Genomic DNA, 15,465 nt, shown 5'->3' on the forward strand with positions numbered 1-15,465 from the left:
TATCGTAAGCTTTCAAGTAAGGAGATCGAATCGATGAGATGCCGAATCTTTTTTACCTCTATCGGCTATGCCTCTATTCTTGCAATAGAAGCGAACATTGCTTTTGCTGATGCAATTGCCAATTCGCAGGAAAGGCTGGAGCCGCCGAAAATCCAGGCCATACTGACGGCTGCAAAAATTCAGGAAAAGGACCTCAGCAACCCGGATGCCGCCTGGCAGGCGGCAACGAGCTACTGCGAAGCTTCCAGACTAGGCAGCATAGAAGCGCAATATCGCCTGGGCATGCTCTACAGGTTTGGCAAAGGCGTGCCCACAAACCTGGCCTTTTCCGACGCACTTTTCTCGCTAGCCAGCAGCCAGGGGCATGCGGATGCCACCAAGATGCTGGACACCATCAAGTTATCATCATCGGAACTGCCGCCTTGCGTGGTCGGTGAATCCTTGCCTGAACGCCCCGTTGTAACAGCGCTCAACCTCCCTGACGATGCTGTCGACATTGAACGCCGTATCGCTGTTCTGTCCGAGGCTAAAAGATGGATCATCGACCTTGTTGCCACAATCGCAGACCGCCACCAGATTGACCCAAAACTGGTGCTGGCAATTATTGCGGTTGAATCCAACTTCAATGTCAGGGCGCAATCGCCCAAAGATGCCATGGGCCTGATGCAGTTGATTCCAGGCACGGCTGACCGATTCAATATCAAGAATGCTTTCGATGCCTCACAGAACATCAAAGGCGGGGTCAGGTATTTGCGCTGGCTACTGTCTTATTATCACGGGGACGTCAAACTGGTAGCCGCTGCTTATAACGCCGGAGAAAAAGCGGTTGATCGGTATAAAGGCGTACCGCCCTACCCTGAAACCAGAAAATACGTGAAGCGCGTCATGGAGCTGTACCAGCGTCAATCACACCCGTACGATGAAAAAATCACGGACCCATCACCGATCATTACGCGACCAGGCTGACCGGTACATTATCCTGCTATCTATTTCTACCCTATCCACATCACGGATTTGCATATCTGCCGTGACCATCTGCACAGGATTTAGATGATCACGGCAAATGCCGTTTAAACCTAGCGCTCGCGCATGGCATCATACCTGGCCTTGATGATGGGCTTGAGCAGATAACTCAGGATGGTTTTCTTGCCAGTTTTTATGTGTACTGTCGCAACCATGCCAGGCATGATAGGGAGCGCCTTTTTGCTGGCACTGAACGTGGTTGATTTCGTGCGCACGCGGACAATGTAGAAGCTCTCGGTTTTATCGCCTTTCTCGGTTGTGATCGTATCCGCGGTGATATTCTCGACATTTGCATCAAGGCCACCGTAGATTGAGAAGTCATAGGCGGTCACCTTGACAGTGGCTTCCTGGCCGGGGCTGATAAAACCGACATCTGAAGGACGGATTTTGGTTTCCACCAGTAAATTATCCTCCAAAGGTACGATTTCCATCACTTCCATGCCTGGCTGAATCACGCCACCGACCGTTGTGACCTTGAGCTGCTTGATAATTCCGGCTACGGGAGACCTCACTGCGGTACGCGCCAGCCTGTCTTCCGCTGCCATGCTGACAGCACTGGTACCGGCCAGCTCGGCTCTGGCCAGGTTCAGGTCGGCGGCTGCATCGGAGCGGAATTTTGCCATGGAAGCCGTGATTTTGGAGCGTGCCTCGGCTGAGGCCTGTTCCAGCCGCGGTATCGCCAGACGCGCGGCATCCATCTGCCCTTTCACGTCACTTAACTGGCGTTCCAGACGCAGGATCTCCACCGCCGACATCACGCCCTGGGCGGCCATAGGCTTGCTGATTTTAAGCTCCTGACTCACTAAATCATGGCTTTCCTGCAGCTGCTGGTAACTGGCTTTCTTTTCACTCAGCTCCTGAGCACGCTGTTCAGCCTGCTGGCGAAGCACCATCATCGCGGTATTCAGTTCCTGCTGGCGCGTTTCCATGAGCATCCGCTCCTCATTGACCAGCTGCGGGTTGGTTTTCATGAGTTCAGCGGGCGGCTTAAATGGCTGGCCGGTTGCTTCGGCCTCCAGGCGCGACACTTTTGCCAGCAGGGCTTCCTGCTTGGCCTGCGTCTCATTCATGGATGAAGAAAAACGTGTCGGATCCAGCTTCATGATGATCTGGCCTTTCTGCACCAGATCGCCAACCTTGACCGGAATGTCGGAAACGATACCGCCTTCCAGATTCTGGATCACCTGCACCTGGCTGGAGGGAATCACCTTGCCCTCGCCCACGGTGATTTCATCGATCTCGGCAAAATAAGCCCAGATCAGGAAAATGAATATAAATGCAAACACACTGCGGATAATCATGGAACCAAAGCGTGGCGCAGACTCAAACAGTGCAGCATTGCTGTCAGACAGCAGCTCAATATCGCTGCTGCTTACCTGCTGCGGCTTTATGGAAAAAAATTCAATCAATCTCGAAAACAGCGATATTACGTTTTTCTTCTTTGGATCAGTTTTTTGCAACATTTAATCCTCCACCTGCTAATGCTTTTAAAATCTGATCTTTTGGCCCGTCTGCAACAATGCGCCCGTTGTCAATGACAAGCAGCCTGTTGACCAGGGTCAGCATCGAAGACCGGTGTGTAATCAGTATCAGCGTCTTGCCTTGCGTGTGCTGTTCCAGCTTCACCTTAAGGTTATCTTCGCTGCGATTATCCAGCGAGTTGCTTGGGTCATCCAGCATCAGGATCGGCGGATCCAGCAGCAGGCCCCGCGCAATTGCCACCGACTGTTTCTGCCCGCTGGACAAGCCGGCACCACGCTCGCCTATCGGCATATCGAAACCTTGCGGATGGCGGTTGATGAACTCGGATGCGCAGGAAATGTTCGCGGCACGGATTACCGCCAGGTCATCGACATAGGGTGCGCCAAGCACTATGTTGTCACGCACCGTGCCAAAGAACAGCAAAGGCTCATCCGGCACATAACCGATATTCTTGCGCAGTTCTGCCGGATCAATCTGGCGTATATCGACACCGTCGACCCATATCGAACCTTCTGTAGGCTGGTACAGCCCCAGAATGAGCTTTTCGATGGTGGTTTTACCGGAACCGATACGGCCTATGATGCCGAGACGATCACCTGGTTTCACATGAAAAGAGACATTCTGCAATGCCCCGACCTGCTGGCCGGGATAACTGAAACTGACATTCTTGAATTCAATCTCGCCTTTAAAGCTCTGGCGATTCACAAAACTCTTTCCTGGCTCGCGTTCAACGGGAAGCGCCATCATGCGGTTGATACCGTCAAGTGCGGCACGGGCATGATGAAAGCGGGTCAACAATGAAGCGATTTGCGACAGTGGCGCCAATGCGCGCCCTGATAGCAGGCTGCAGGCCACCAGCGCGCCCATGGTCATTTCTTTTTCCGATATCAGGTAAACCCCTGCCACCACTACGCCAACCGTCGCCATAGTCTGGAAGAAAGTGGCGGAGTTCGTCGCCAGCAATGACAGCACACGCGCCTTTAAGCTCAGTTTGCCAAGGTGGCCGATCTGCTGTTCCCACCGGCGCTGCATAGGCCCTTCGGCACCGATGGCCTTGATGGTTTCCAGCCCGGTCAGCGTTTCGATTAAGGTAGCCTGCCGTTGTGAAGATGTGCGGAATGTCTCGCCGATCACGCTTGCGAGCGACTTCTGCACCATGAAAGATACCATCAGGATCAATGGCGCCGCCACCAGCACCGGAACGACAGCTACGCCGCCCAGCCACCAGATAATGAAAAGGAATATCACCAGGAACGGCAAATCAACCAGGGTAGTGATCGTTGCGGATGTGATGAATTCACGGAAAGACTCAAACTCCTGCACACTGCTGGCGATGGCGCCTACGGACTGCGGCCGGGCTTCCATGCGGATGGCCTGGATCCTCTCAAAAATATTGGCGGATAAAATAATGTCTATTTTTTTGCCGGCAACATCAATGAAATATCCTCTCAGCGTGCGCATCACGAAGTCGAATATATAAATGACAACGACCCCGACAACAAGCACCCACAAGGTTTCAAACGTATTGTTAGGGACAACGCGATCGTACACATTCATCGTGAATAAAGGTATCGCCAATGCAAAGAGGTTCACAAGCAGCGATGCCGCAAGGACTTCGCTATAGATCGGCCAGGCCAGTTTTACCGTATCCCAGAACCAGTTCACAGGACGTGGAATGAAACTGACATCCGAACGGCTGTCAAACTTGAAAGCCGGTTTAACGTAAATGGCAAAGCCTGTGTAAAGTGCGCCAATTTCCTCCAGCGGCACTTCCATCTCGGCGGCTCCGGCTTCCGGGCTCAGCAAGCGCACCGATCCATTCCTGGCATTCCGCAGCAGGATGGCTGCCCCGCCATCCTTTAGCAGCAGCACTACCGGCAACGTAATATCGGCGATCTTGTCCAATGGGCGTTTCACAACGCGCGCAGTCAAGCCGGCGCGCGCTGCCGCCCGCGGGAACAGGTCGGGGGTAAGCCGCGATGAATCAAGCGGCAATCCTGCAATCAGGGTTTGGGCTGAAAATGGCCGGTGCTGGATCCTCGTCAGCAACACCAGGCAATTAGTCAGTGGATCATCTGGGAGCAAAGCGTCTTTGGGTATATCCCAGGCTTCTTTTTTTATTGCACTTTCAGCCATAACGTTCCTTAGCAAAGTCAATTATTGGGCAAATGGTTATGTTTATAAAATCCGGGGCGGGCTTTGTTTACGGCACCCCGATTTACAGAATCCCATTATCCGACACGACAATATCATTGGTGCCGGACAGTCGCCCGCGCGCATCAAGCCGGTTAACGATCTTTTCACGCACTTTCGATGGCAGGTCAGTAAAGGTGATGACGTTCTTATCGATCAAGACATCAATCAAGTCCTCGATAACGCGGATAAAATCAATATCCGATTGCGTTAAATCCATCAATGCATCATTGGTGAGATTCTGGGGTGGGTTGCCGCCAAAAAACCGGAGAATATCGGCATGGTCATTAGGCAGGAATTCGGTTACATTGGTTTGGGGCCTTAAAAAAATCCCGGTAATCAGACCGGCAGCATCTCGACTTACGTAAGGCATGGTCATACCCTTGTATTAATGATTGCGTTTGATAATAACATGGAAAATAATGCGCTTATGTACCACATAATTTGCGGTTATCCATATTAACAATTATTTACAATGATCCGCCAGCAGCATGGCTATTATTGAAAAAAACCAAAATGAAGGCAGCACAATGAATTTCCTAGTCAGCAAAAATCCAGTTCTGATTGACCAGTATTGGAATATTTTGCTGGAACAAGGTTCGTCATTATTACTATCCGACTTCACAGACCTGGTGTGGAGGGCGAAAACATCAGATAAAGGGCTGGTGCTCGTGGACACCCAGGTCGATGGCTTTGCCGGGATGCATAGCCTCACCGAGCTGAAACGCATCAACCAAAGCCTCAAAGTGCTCATCATCGCGATTGACCTGACAACCGAAGACGAGCTGTCGGCACTGGCAGCAGGGGCATCCGGCAGCTGCCGATCCAATCTGCTGCCGGATAAAGTACGCCAGATATTTACCACAGTGCAGGATGGCGGTGTCTGGATTTCAAGCACGGGGTTACCGCAGTTATTGCAGCGTTTCAAGCGCCTGGAAGAGATGTCGAGTAAAAACGCTCCAAAAAATGAATCTGCCCAGCAGCATGAAAAAATATCGTCATTGACCCCGCGCGAACGAGAAATCGTAGAATTGGTCGCAAGCGGCGATTGCAATAAAATCATCGCCAGCAAACTCAACATTGCAGACCGTACCGTAAAGGCGCATTTGTCAGTGATATTTCAAAAACTGAAAGTCAACGACCGACTGCAATTAGCCTTGCTGGCTAACAAGTCCTTGGATAATAAAAATCGTGCCGGTTTATAGCCAGGCACTTACAGTCACAACTCCGCATCCGCCCCTATTACTCATACAAAAATCCTGACCTTGCATATGTCTGGACAGCGTTTATTCCCAATGCAGGCGCCTGCATTGCACATTTCTTCATACTCAACTTTAATGATTGACACTTAACAATTCCCACAGTAGGATTGCGGTCTTTAATGTATGCATTTGATTGAATCACCTGATCAAATGCCATGCAATATATTTAAATTGCGTTAAGTTTTTAAAACGATAAAAGGCAAACCATTCGAAAGATTGGGGCGCAAAGTTACCGGTCTAATGAGCCCAGGCTCTATGACAGCGGGATTGCTAAATAGAATTGCACAGATCGATTCCAACAGCTCTACCCACATATCCCCGGTTTTTTGCTTTGTATGCCATCAGCATTCCTACGGCTGCCCTTTTCGTTTTAACGCTGCATGCAATATTAAATGGATGTGTGTTCACAATTTAATGCACATCATTTGCCATCATTAAAACTGACTTTTTACAGAGTGAAGACTTATTGCTTAAAAAATAAAAAATCCATTTATTGAATAGTATTTAAAAACAACCGCATAAAAAAGGCGGTGAAGAATAAATTTGAATGACCTCAACTTTAATCAACAAAGGAATTATTTCGGAAAGTTGGTAATTGTACTGTTATAGCAACTTAAAACAGTGCCGAAAGCACAGCTGAAAAACATCATCAGTTGCAATTGTCGATCAAAGAAATTTTATTTAAATATGTTAACTGGATTTTCTGGCAAGACCGCTGGCGCAACAGCTACAGCCATAGTACCGGCTACCCATTTACTCACTATAGTACAGCGCATACTCAACTCACAGGACAATACTAAAATCACCCTGCCTGGCATGGGTGCCATCAGCATATTCCCGCTGCGCCGTGAGTATCACGCTGATGTCGAACACATGGAAGCGTTCTGCACTTCACCTGCTGCAGAATTTGAAATCACGCTACTCGACAGCCAGGCGCCAGCTGCGGTCTCACACGCGAAGAGGGATGTCAGGGACCTGCTCTGGCAGCTTGCTTTCTATATTCATGAAGAAAGCCTCATCGAAGGCTGCTCTGAAAACGATGTGATTCAATTCAGCCGCTGGCCGAACCTGACACGGTTGCCGACCACCCCGAATACAGCGCGGATAAGCGCACTGCTCACTCGCCACCCTACATCGGTCACGCTGGTGAGGCGTATCCTGGGAATCGATAAAAGTGAAGTAAACCGCGTCATCAGCGCAGCCATCAGCGCCGGTATCGTGAATACGGTGAGCCACGCCCCATCCCTGGCAAGCCCTGATTCATCGATCACTGAAACAAAAGCAGTGCCGTCGCAAAAACCCAGCCTGTGGAATTCCCTGTTCGCAAAAATCTCAAGTCTGTAAACCATGGAAAACAAAATCATTTTTGCAGGTCCGGTCGGATCCGGAAAAACCACATCAATCAGTTCTGTCAGCGACATTCTGGTAGTCGGTACGGAGGCGAAAGCGACCGACGAGGTTGCACAGCGCAAGGATAATACTACCGTAGCCATGGATTACGGCATCCTGAATCTTGAAGGTGGCAGTAAAGTGCATCTTTACGGCACACCCGGGCAGGACCGCTTCAACTTCATGTGGGAAATCCTGAGCGAAAACGCGATGGGCTTCGTCATCCTGATCGATAGCGCAAGGCCAGATCCGCTGGCAGACCTGGACCATTACCTGACGGCATTCAGCAAACCTATCGCTAAATGCAATGGCGTGGTTGTGATTGGCGTTACCCGCACCGAGCTCAACCCGCAGGGCGGGCTGCTGGATAAACTCCATGAGCGTGTGATGGCGCATCAATTGAATATCCCGATTTTAGAAGTGGACGGGCGTGAGCGGCAGGATGTGAAACAAATGCTGCTAGCCCTGCTCGCTTTGCTGGACCCAAGCACAAGCCGCCATTAATCCGATATGAATAAAATAGTGCCTATACTGTTACCCGAGCCGCATAAAAGCATGCCTGCAAGCGCTGAGCAGCAAGAAGCCGGCGAAATCCCGACGTCTTCTGCCCCCTTGCTGGTGCTCAATAATTTCGGCGTCGCTTTCGGTAAAAAAGTCGTGTTATCCGAAATCACGCTCAGCATCCCTGAGCTGGGAGCATTCGTGCTGCTGGGACCTTCCGGTACCGGCAAATCGACTTTGTTGCGCACGCTGGCCGGGCTCAGCAGTGCCAGCCCGTCTTTCCGCATGTGGGGTGAAGCCTATTATCGCGGGGCGGTTCTAACCGAGAAGGAACGGCCGGATCTCGTAGCCCAGAGCGCCCAGCTCATGATGTCCTCGGTACTTGAAAATATCGTGGTAAACCTGCCTGAGCGCAACCAGCTGACGCGAGCCATGCAATACGATCTTGCCAGGCGCCTGCTTCAGCATGCAGGCCTGGACGAGTTATGCGACAAACTGGACCTCCCCGTGGTGCAACTGCCTTTGGCACTGCAGCGCCATCTTTCCATTCTGCGCGAGGTAGTGTCCAGCCCGCATCTCTTATGTATCGATGAACCGACCACCGGGCTCAATGACCATGAAAGCGCCCGCCTGTTGAACTACCTGCGTGAGGAATCGACACGGCGCGCCCTGCTGGTCGTTCTGCACAACCAGCAACATGCAAGGCAGTTAGGTGGTACGGCGATCCTGATCGCGGGCGGCCAGGTGCAGGAACAGCAAGCAATCCCGCAGATATTCGACAGACCGGTTTCCCATGCGGCACGCGAATTTTCACGCACCGGCTCATGCAATGTAGCCAGCCCGGGCACGCCTCCTGAGCATCTTGATGATTCTGTGATACCGGCAAAGCCATTACCCAAGGCAGCGCTGGCAGGATCAAGAAGCCAGTCCGGACCCCGCGGGTTTTTATGGCTAAAAAAAGGAAAACTCGCAGGCACTCCTGTACCCGGCGTTTATTTCGATATGGAATATGACCTGAAGGCATTGCAGCGTGTAGGCATCACCACACTGATCACACTGACAGAAACCGCCCTGGATAACGCAAAACTTGCACCTTTCGGGATCAGGAGCATCTGGGAACCGATTCCCGATATGGAGGCGCCATCAATCGAGCAAGGCATACGCATCTGCAAATTGATTGAAACCCTGCTTACGCAAGGCCAGGTCATTGCGGTGCATTGCCGCGCCGGGCTTGGCCGTACAGGCACCATACTCGCTGCACACCTGATCTGGGAAGGAAAAGGTTCGCTCAGCGCATTGGAATATGTACGTAGAATCGAACCACGCTGGGTGCAGTCCGAAGCGCAAGTCAAATTCCTGGAAACGTTTTCAAACAGGGTATGAAACACCACCGACATTCAAGAATCATCTCCCGCTCCATAACGAGATAGTGATGAGGCAGTAAAAACAGCAAAATAATTGCAACTAACAACTTAATTAATCAAGAAAAGGAATTTTATATGACCAAATTAAATGATGCTTTACAGGCAGCGACCACATCAATCCCAGAATGCCTGGCAGCAGGCTATATCGACCTTGCCAGCGGCATGCTGCTCGGCATCAAGTCCGTGGACTCGCAGCCGACAGAAGTCGTTGAATTGCTGGCGGCTGCAACTGCCGATTTGTTTCAGGGCCCAAATGTAAAAATGATCGAAAGCATCTTTAAAAAAGCGCGCGGCCTTGCAGAAGACGGCCATCATTACTTTCAGGAAATCATCATCAACAGCGACAACCTGATTCACATCTTCATCCGCGGTAAAAACGAAGAGCAGGTTGCCTGTTTTGTATGCCGCAAATCAGCCAACCTCGGCATGGTACTGACAAAATCACGCAGCAACATGCCTATGGTAGAAGCTGCACTGTAATCACACAGCGCCCCGGAGCAGGGATGTACTGCAACGGGGTCTTTTTACTCTAAATCAGCCAGTTCAGCTGGAAAGCGTTTCATATGTATAGCACCCAAAAAACTCCTGAAGAGGCACGTACATCAGCCTTAAGGTCTGTATTACGTGAACTTAATGCAACTTCTGACGACATTGAAGCATCGGCATGTATTTCAAGTGACGGCTTCAGCCTCGCCGCAGTCCTTGGCAACAACGTCGATCCTGACCGTTTTGGCGCGATGTGCGCATCCCTGCTGGCACTTGCCCAGCGTGCTGCACAGGAAGTGCAGCGCGGCAATCTGAAACTGGTACTGGTTGAAGGCGAACAAGGCGTAATGCTGCTGGTACAGGCAGGGCCAAACACCATCCTCGCCGTTGCAGCCAAACCCAGCAAAAACCTTGGCATGATTTTCATGGATGCCAAGAAATTCTCCAAAAAACTGCTTGAAACCCTGGAAAGCCATCCATTAAAAACGTAACAACAGACCTGAACCATGGCACACCTAAAATACCAGTCACATGACCAGCAGAGCCGTGATATTCATTCACGAAACGCTGAAAACGTACTTGACGCATTGCTGCGTCAAGGCATCAACATCCCATTCTCCTGCCGCAGCGGCGTCTGCCACGTATGCGTGCAGCAATGCAGGCATGGCGATATCCCACCGTCAGCGCAGAAAGGATTAGCGCCGGAACTCGTAAAACAAGGCTATTTCCTGCCCTGCCAGTGCACGCCTGTGGGCGATATGCAGATTGCCGCTCCCACCGGGCTTTTCCAGACCACGCTGGTTCACAGCAAGGAAATGCTTTCATCCCACGTGTGCAGAATACTGCTGGAACCGCCAACCGACTTCGCTTACAAAGCCGGACAGTTCATCAACCTGCGCCGCCCGGATGGCATCACGCGCAGCTACTCACTCGCCAGCCTGCCAGCTGAAGATTATTTCCTGGAACTGCACGTGCTGCGCCAGGATGGCGGCATCATGAGCAACTGGCTCGTCGATGAACTCAATACCGGTGACGGCATCGACATCCAGAACGCAGAAGGCAGCTGCCATTACCAGACAACGGCGGAAGATTCTCCTCTGCTGATGATAGGCACCGGAACAGGACTGGCACCGCTGATCGGGATTGTGCGCGATGCCCTGCACCACCGCCATCAGCATGAGATTCATCTTTATCACGGCGGCAGGAGCACAGACCGGTTTTACCTGCACGAGCAATTACGGCAGCTGGAACAGGCGCATAGCAATTTCCATTATCACGAATGCATATCCGGCACTTCTGAAGTACCGGAAAACACCTTTGCCGGGCGTGTGCATGAGATCGCCTTCTCACGGCATCCGAATGTGCATGGCTGGAATGTCTATCTTGCCGGCCTTGCCGAAATGGTCGACAGCGGCACCCTGCTCGCGGCCAGGCATGGCGCACTGCCACATCACATCCATAGTGATGCCTTTACGCTGCGTGACTTACGCCAGAACAAGCGTGAGGACAGCAAGCCTCAGCCTGAAGATGATGATAGCGCTAAATACCCACCGCCGGATGCAGCGCTATGGGCAGCGCTGCAGGACGGAAAACTGCTCACATCCATACTCACGGATTTCTATACCATGGTGTATGCCGACGAGAAACTTGCGTCATTTTTCAACGGCGTCACCAAGCAGCGCCTGATCGAAAAACAATACCTTTTTATTCGCCAGATACTCACGGGAGAAAAAGTGTATTTTGGCGACAGGCCACGCAATTCGCACCACTGGATGGTGATCTCGGATGAACTGTTTGACCATCGCGAATCCATCATGCTGCACTGCCTGCACAAGCATGGCCTGCCGGAGCCCATGATACACAGGTTCATGGAAATGGAAGGTTTCTACAGGCGCGACATTGTGAAAGCCGCTCCTTTTGCACGCGTGATAGGCGGCATAGAAAAACCATTTGAAGGTTTTGATGAAATCACGATGGACGTAGGTACCCTGTGCGACAGCTGCTCGCGCGAAGTAGCGCCTGGCGAAAAGGTCATCTATCACGTCCGCATAGGCAAAATCCATTGTTCGGACTGCAGCACCCGGCATCATCATGAGATACCACCGGCAAATGCCGGCGTTTAGGAGTTTTGTATGTTTTTTGGCGTTACACACGTTGATGTACCCGTTTGCGACCTGGCAAGGTCAGAGGAGTTCTGGGGCAAGCTGATCGGCTTGCAGAAAATCAAGCATGGCGAAGGTTTCATTGACCTGGATTCAGGCTCCGTGATCCTGCGCCTCATCCATGTCAACCAGATTACGCGTCCCGTCACTTTAAGGGTCAGTGTGCCGGATGTGAAGGTCGCTTTCGACAAACTGATAGGTTCAGGCGGCCGTGCGCTGTATGAGATTCAGCGTACGCCAGCCCTGGAACTGGAGGCTCATGTTGCTGACCCGGACGGCAATTCTGTAGTGGTATGGCGAGAACTGAACGAAGATGAATATGGCTTTGTTCCGGAACTGCCCAAACAAGGTGAGTGGCATAGCGACGCTGAAGAATTATTCAACGAACTGCTTAAATACGTTCCAGCCCTGTTCCGCGCCATGGCAAGGCGCAAGGTGACTAAAATCATTGAAGAAGTCGCGGGCTATGACCATTCTCCGGTAACGCGCCAGCATGTGATACGCGGCTACATACTGGCCAGTGCCAAAATCAAACGCGATCGCCTGATTGAACCGCTGAAGATGTGCGGCATAGACCCGGAAAACTACAAAGAAGAGTTTGACGCCTGAATGCGCCCAGGCCTTTAACAAGCTGGCTGATGGCCGCTTTATGGAAAAAAGCAGGCCATCAGCAACGTATGCAACTAAACCGGCCGGCTTGCACAGATCCGCTGCATCACGGCAGGCGCAGGCTCTTTAATTTCACCCTGCTCAAATGCGCGAATCTCCAGCAAGGGCGCATAAACCGATTTAAGCTCATCTGGCCGCAGCAGGTAATCCGGGCTGCTCGGTCTGCCGTAGCGCTCGTTCCCGACCATAAATGTTTCATAGATCAGCACGCCGCCGGGCGCCAGCATCTGTGCAAGCACCGTGAGCAAAGGCCGGAATAAATAGCGGCTAACGACAATCCCATCATAAATCCCGCTGACGCCGCCATCAGCCCCGCCGGCGAAGTACATTTCACCGTATCGCGGGTCTGATACAGGCCAGCTTCCGGTCTCAAGATCGGCAACAGCCGCATTGATATTGGCATAGCCTTGTAAACCGGCCACAGCCACAGGATCCCGGTCTACCGCATCCACCATGTAGCCCTGCCCGGCCAGCCAGATGGCATGGCGGCCGCTCCCGCAGGCGAGGTCCAGTACGCGGCCACCTTCAGGAATCAATGCCGCATGCTTGATGACCCATGGTGACGGATTTGCTGCCAAATGTAATACTCCAGCACCCATCTCAGAACAAGCTTGGCTGTTTTTTAACCGCAGGCTTGCTCTCCTGAACCGCATGCCCTTTCCTGGCACGTTTCAGCACAAACTTGCTGAGGGCTTCGCCTTCAATCACTTTGGCTTTACCTCTCACCATGATAGTGGCTGAAAGCCCGTCGCTCAATTCAACCCGGGATAATGACGCTTTATCCGGAATATCCATCATGCGCACGCCTTTGCCGCCGTTCGGATATTCATTCACTTCGCTCACCGGAAACACCAACAGCTTGTTTTCTGAGGAGGTGACCGCAACATGCGTCCTCGCATCCAGCCTGATCGGCTGCAGGATCGCCGCATTACCTTCCGGCTTCATGAAAGCCTTGCCGGCTTTTGGCCTGGCGATCAGTCCCTTTAACGGAGCAATGAACCCATAACTGTTAGATGTGGTGAACAGGTACCTGTCGTCTTCCTTACCGGAGATTGCATGGATCAGCTTGCCCCCGTTCTGCACCTCGATGATCGAACTTACGGGGATGCCATCGCCTTTGCCACCGGGCACAGTCGAAGCATCAAATGCATAACACCGGCCGTTGGTATCCAGCAATACGATCGGCAGGACCGTACGCGTTTCAATCACGGCAAACTCGGCATCACCGGATTTCCAGGTGATTGAGTCGCGCTCGATGCCATGCCCCTGCCGTGCCCTGATCCAGCCGTTCCTGGACAGCAGGATGGTAACCGGCTCATCTACCACAAATGCCTTCTGGCCACCCTGTACCCGCTCAACCGGTTCAATCAGGGTGCGGCGTTCATCACCGTATTTATCCGCATCCTGCTTGATTTCTTTTGCAGTCAGCCTGCGCAATTTGGCATCACTGCCCAAAACGGTCTGCAAGCCATCGGCTTCTTCACGCAAATCCTTCAGTTCTTTTTCAATCTTGAAACCCTCCAGCCGTGCCAGCTGGCGTAAGCGGATTTCCAGTATATCTTCCGCCTGTATTTCAGTGAGCTGGAAAGCGGCGATCAGATCCGCCTTCGGTTCATCCGAATTGCGGATGACCTTGATCACCTCATCAATATGCAGAAAGGCAATCATGCGCCCTTCCAGAATATGGATGCGCTTATTGATCTTATCCAGGTCAAACTGGCAGCGCCTGCGCACGACATTAAGGCGGAATGCGATCCATTCCTTAAGGATGGTGACCATGCCTTTCTGCGCAGGCAGCCCGTCGGTACCGATCATCACCATATTGACCGGGCATGAGACTTCCATGCTGGTATGCAGCAGCAGGAATGCCATCAGCTCATCACTGGAAACCTTGCTGGTCTTAGGCTCGATGATCAGGCGCACTTCTTTCTTGCCTTCGCTTTTTACGGTATCAATCATGCTCAGGGCCGATTGTTTTACCAGCAACTGATCCTGGTCTATCGTCTTTTTGTCTTTTTTCGGCTTGGGGTTGGAGATGGCGAGTATTTCATCCTGTATGGTTTCCACAGAAACGCCATGCGGCAATTCATTGATGATGATGCGCCACTGGCCACGTGCCATCGGCTCGACCACCCACCTGGCACGCAGCCTTAATGAACCACGCCCGCTTTCATAGGTAGAAAGTATATCGGCGGTTTGCGTAATCAGCTGGCCGCCACCGGGAAAGTCCGGCCCCGGCACATGCTGCATGAACTCGGCTGTGGTGCAGTGCGGGTTATCCATGATGTGCAGCACCGCGTTTGCGATTTCACGCATGTTATGCGGCACCATTTCAGTCGCCATGCCCACGGCAATGCCGGAAGCGCCGTTCAGCAGCATCATCGGCAAACGTGCCGGCAGCATGACCGGCTCCTGAAAAGCGCCATCGTAGTTGCTCTGGAAATCAACGGTACCGCGGTCGATTTCAGATAATAACAAGTCAGCAATCGGTGATAACCGCATCTCGGTGTAGCGCATGGCAGCAGCGCCGTCACCATCCCGCGAGCCGAAGTTACCCTGCCCGTCAATCAAGGGGTAGCGCAAGGTAAAGTCCTGCGCCAGGCGCACGGCGGCCTCATAAGCGGAACTGTCGCCGTGCGGATGGTACATGCCCAGCACGTTACCGACCACACGGGCGGATTTCACCGGCTTGACGCCTGCCACCAGCCCCATTTCCTTCATCGCATACAGAATGCGGCGCTGCACAGGTTTCTGGCCGTCTTCTACGGAAGGCAGCGCACGTCCTTTTACTACGGATACGGCATAGGCCAGATAGGCTTCTTCTGCATATTCACCAATCGGGACTGCATTTTCTTCGTTATTGTTTTCTTGCAT

Annotated in this window: 14 protein-coding genes and 1 riboswitch; of the genes, 9 read left to right on the forward strand and 5 right to left on the reverse strand. The window is 52.1% G+C overall.

Annotation, left to right across the window (positions count from 1 at the left end):
- Positions 1-33: 33 nt before the first annotated feature.
- Positions 34-966, forward strand: a complete 933-nt coding sequence (locus GQ51_RS02705) for a transglycosylase SLT domain-containing protein (protein WP_047549469.1) — start codon at positions 34-36, stop codon at positions 964-966.
- Positions 967-1,076: 110 nt separating this feature from the next.
- On the opposite strand, the gene GQ51_RS02710 is transcribed toward GQ51_RS02705, so the two are convergent.
- From GQ51_RS02710 to GQ51_RS02720, 3 genes are all read right to left on the reverse strand, one after another.
- On the reverse strand, positions 1,077-2,486 hold the full coding sequence (locus GQ51_RS02710; protein ID WP_047549471.1) for an HlyD family type I secretion periplasmic adaptor subunit: 1,410 nt from the start codon (positions 2,484-2,486) through the stop codon (positions 1,077-1,079).
- The gene (locus tag GQ51_RS02715; protein WP_047549474.1) at positions 2,470-4,641 is read right to left on the reverse strand and encodes a type I secretion system permease/ATPase; all 2,172 of its coding nucleotides are present in this window, start codon (positions 4,639-4,641) and stop codon (positions 2,470-2,472) included. Before GQ51_RS02715 ends, GQ51_RS02710 begins: the two co-directional genes overlap by 17 nt.
- 82 nt (positions 4,642-4,723) lie before the next feature.
- Complete coding sequence (locus tag GQ51_RS02720; protein ID WP_047553671.1) at positions 4,724-5,071, reverse strand: hypothetical protein; 348 nt, start codon at positions 5,069-5,071, stop codon at positions 4,724-4,726.
- Between the two features lie 157 nt (positions 5,072-5,228).
- Here GQ51_RS02720 and GQ51_RS11980 point away from each other — a divergent pair, with 157 nt between their 5' ends.
- The 8 genes from GQ51_RS11980 to GQ51_RS11995 all read left to right on the forward strand — a co-directional run bounded on the left by GQ51_RS11980 (position 5,229) and on the right by GQ51_RS11995 (position 12,531).
- Positions 5,229-5,903 (forward strand): response regulator transcription factor, encoded by a 675-nt coding sequence (locus GQ51_RS11980; RefSeq protein WP_160279992.1) that lies wholly within the window; start codon positions 5,229-5,231, stop codon positions 5,901-5,903.
- 245 nt (positions 5,904-6,148) lie between these two features.
- A riboswitch (cyclic di-GMP riboswitch) is annotated at positions 6,149-6,235 on the forward strand.
- Positions 6,236-6,647: 412 nt separating this feature from the next.
- The gene (locus GQ51_RS02730; RefSeq protein WP_047549476.1) at positions 6,648-7,304 is read left to right on the forward strand and encodes a hypothetical protein; all 657 of its coding nucleotides are present in this window, start codon (positions 6,648-6,650) and stop codon (positions 7,302-7,304) included.
- A gap of 3 nt (positions 7,305-7,307) precedes the next feature.
- Positions 7,308-7,853, forward strand: a complete 546-nt coding sequence (locus GQ51_RS02735; RefSeq protein ID WP_047549478.1) for a GTP-binding protein — start codon at positions 7,308-7,310, stop codon at positions 7,851-7,853.
- Positions 7,854-7,871: 18 nt separating this feature from the next.
- Positions 7,872-9,233 (forward strand): phosphatase domain-containing putative toxin, encoded by a 1,362-nt coding sequence (locus GQ51_RS11985; RefSeq protein WP_160279993.1) that lies wholly within the window; start codon positions 7,872-7,874, stop codon positions 9,231-9,233.
- A gap of 116 nt (positions 9,234-9,349) precedes the next feature.
- Positions 9,350-9,754, forward strand: coding sequence for a hypothetical protein (locus GQ51_RS02745; protein ID WP_047549481.1), 405 nt, complete (start codon positions 9,350-9,352; stop codon positions 9,752-9,754).
- An 83-nt stretch (positions 9,755-9,837) separates the two neighbouring features.
- A complete protein-coding gene (locus tag GQ51_RS02750) occupies positions 9,838-10,251 on the forward strand; it encodes a roadblock/LC7 domain-containing protein (protein WP_047549485.1) in 414 nt (137 codons plus the stop codon).
- A 15-nt stretch (positions 10,252-10,266) separates the two neighbouring features.
- Positions 10,267-11,883 (forward strand): 2Fe-2S iron-sulfur cluster-binding protein, encoded by a 1,617-nt coding sequence (locus GQ51_RS11990; protein ID WP_052177663.1) that lies wholly within the window; start codon positions 10,267-10,269, stop codon positions 11,881-11,883.
- 9 nt (positions 11,884-11,892) lie between these two features.
- A complete protein-coding gene (locus tag GQ51_RS11995; RefSeq protein WP_052177664.1) occupies positions 11,893-12,531 on the forward strand; it encodes a DUF2621 family protein in 639 nt (212 codons plus the stop codon).
- A 74-nt stretch (positions 12,532-12,605) separates the two neighbouring features.
- Here GQ51_RS11995 and GQ51_RS02765 read toward each other — a convergent pair whose 3' ends face one another.
- Both GQ51_RS02765 and parC read right to left on the reverse strand, forming a co-directional pair.
- Positions 12,606-13,169 (reverse strand): class I SAM-dependent methyltransferase, encoded by a 564-nt coding sequence (locus tag GQ51_RS02765; RefSeq protein WP_235276150.1) that lies wholly within the window; start codon positions 13,167-13,169, stop codon positions 12,606-12,608.
- 22 nt (positions 13,170-13,191) lie between these two features.
- Positions 13,192-15,465, reverse strand: coding sequence for a DNA topoisomerase IV subunit A (gene parC, locus GQ51_RS02770; RefSeq protein WP_235276151.1), 2,274 nt, complete (start codon positions 15,463-15,465; stop codon positions 13,192-13,194).

This window comes from Methylotenera sp. G11 (assembly GCF_000799735.1).
GTDB lineage: Bacteria > Pseudomonadota > Gammaproteobacteria > Burkholderiales > Methylophilaceae > Methylotenera.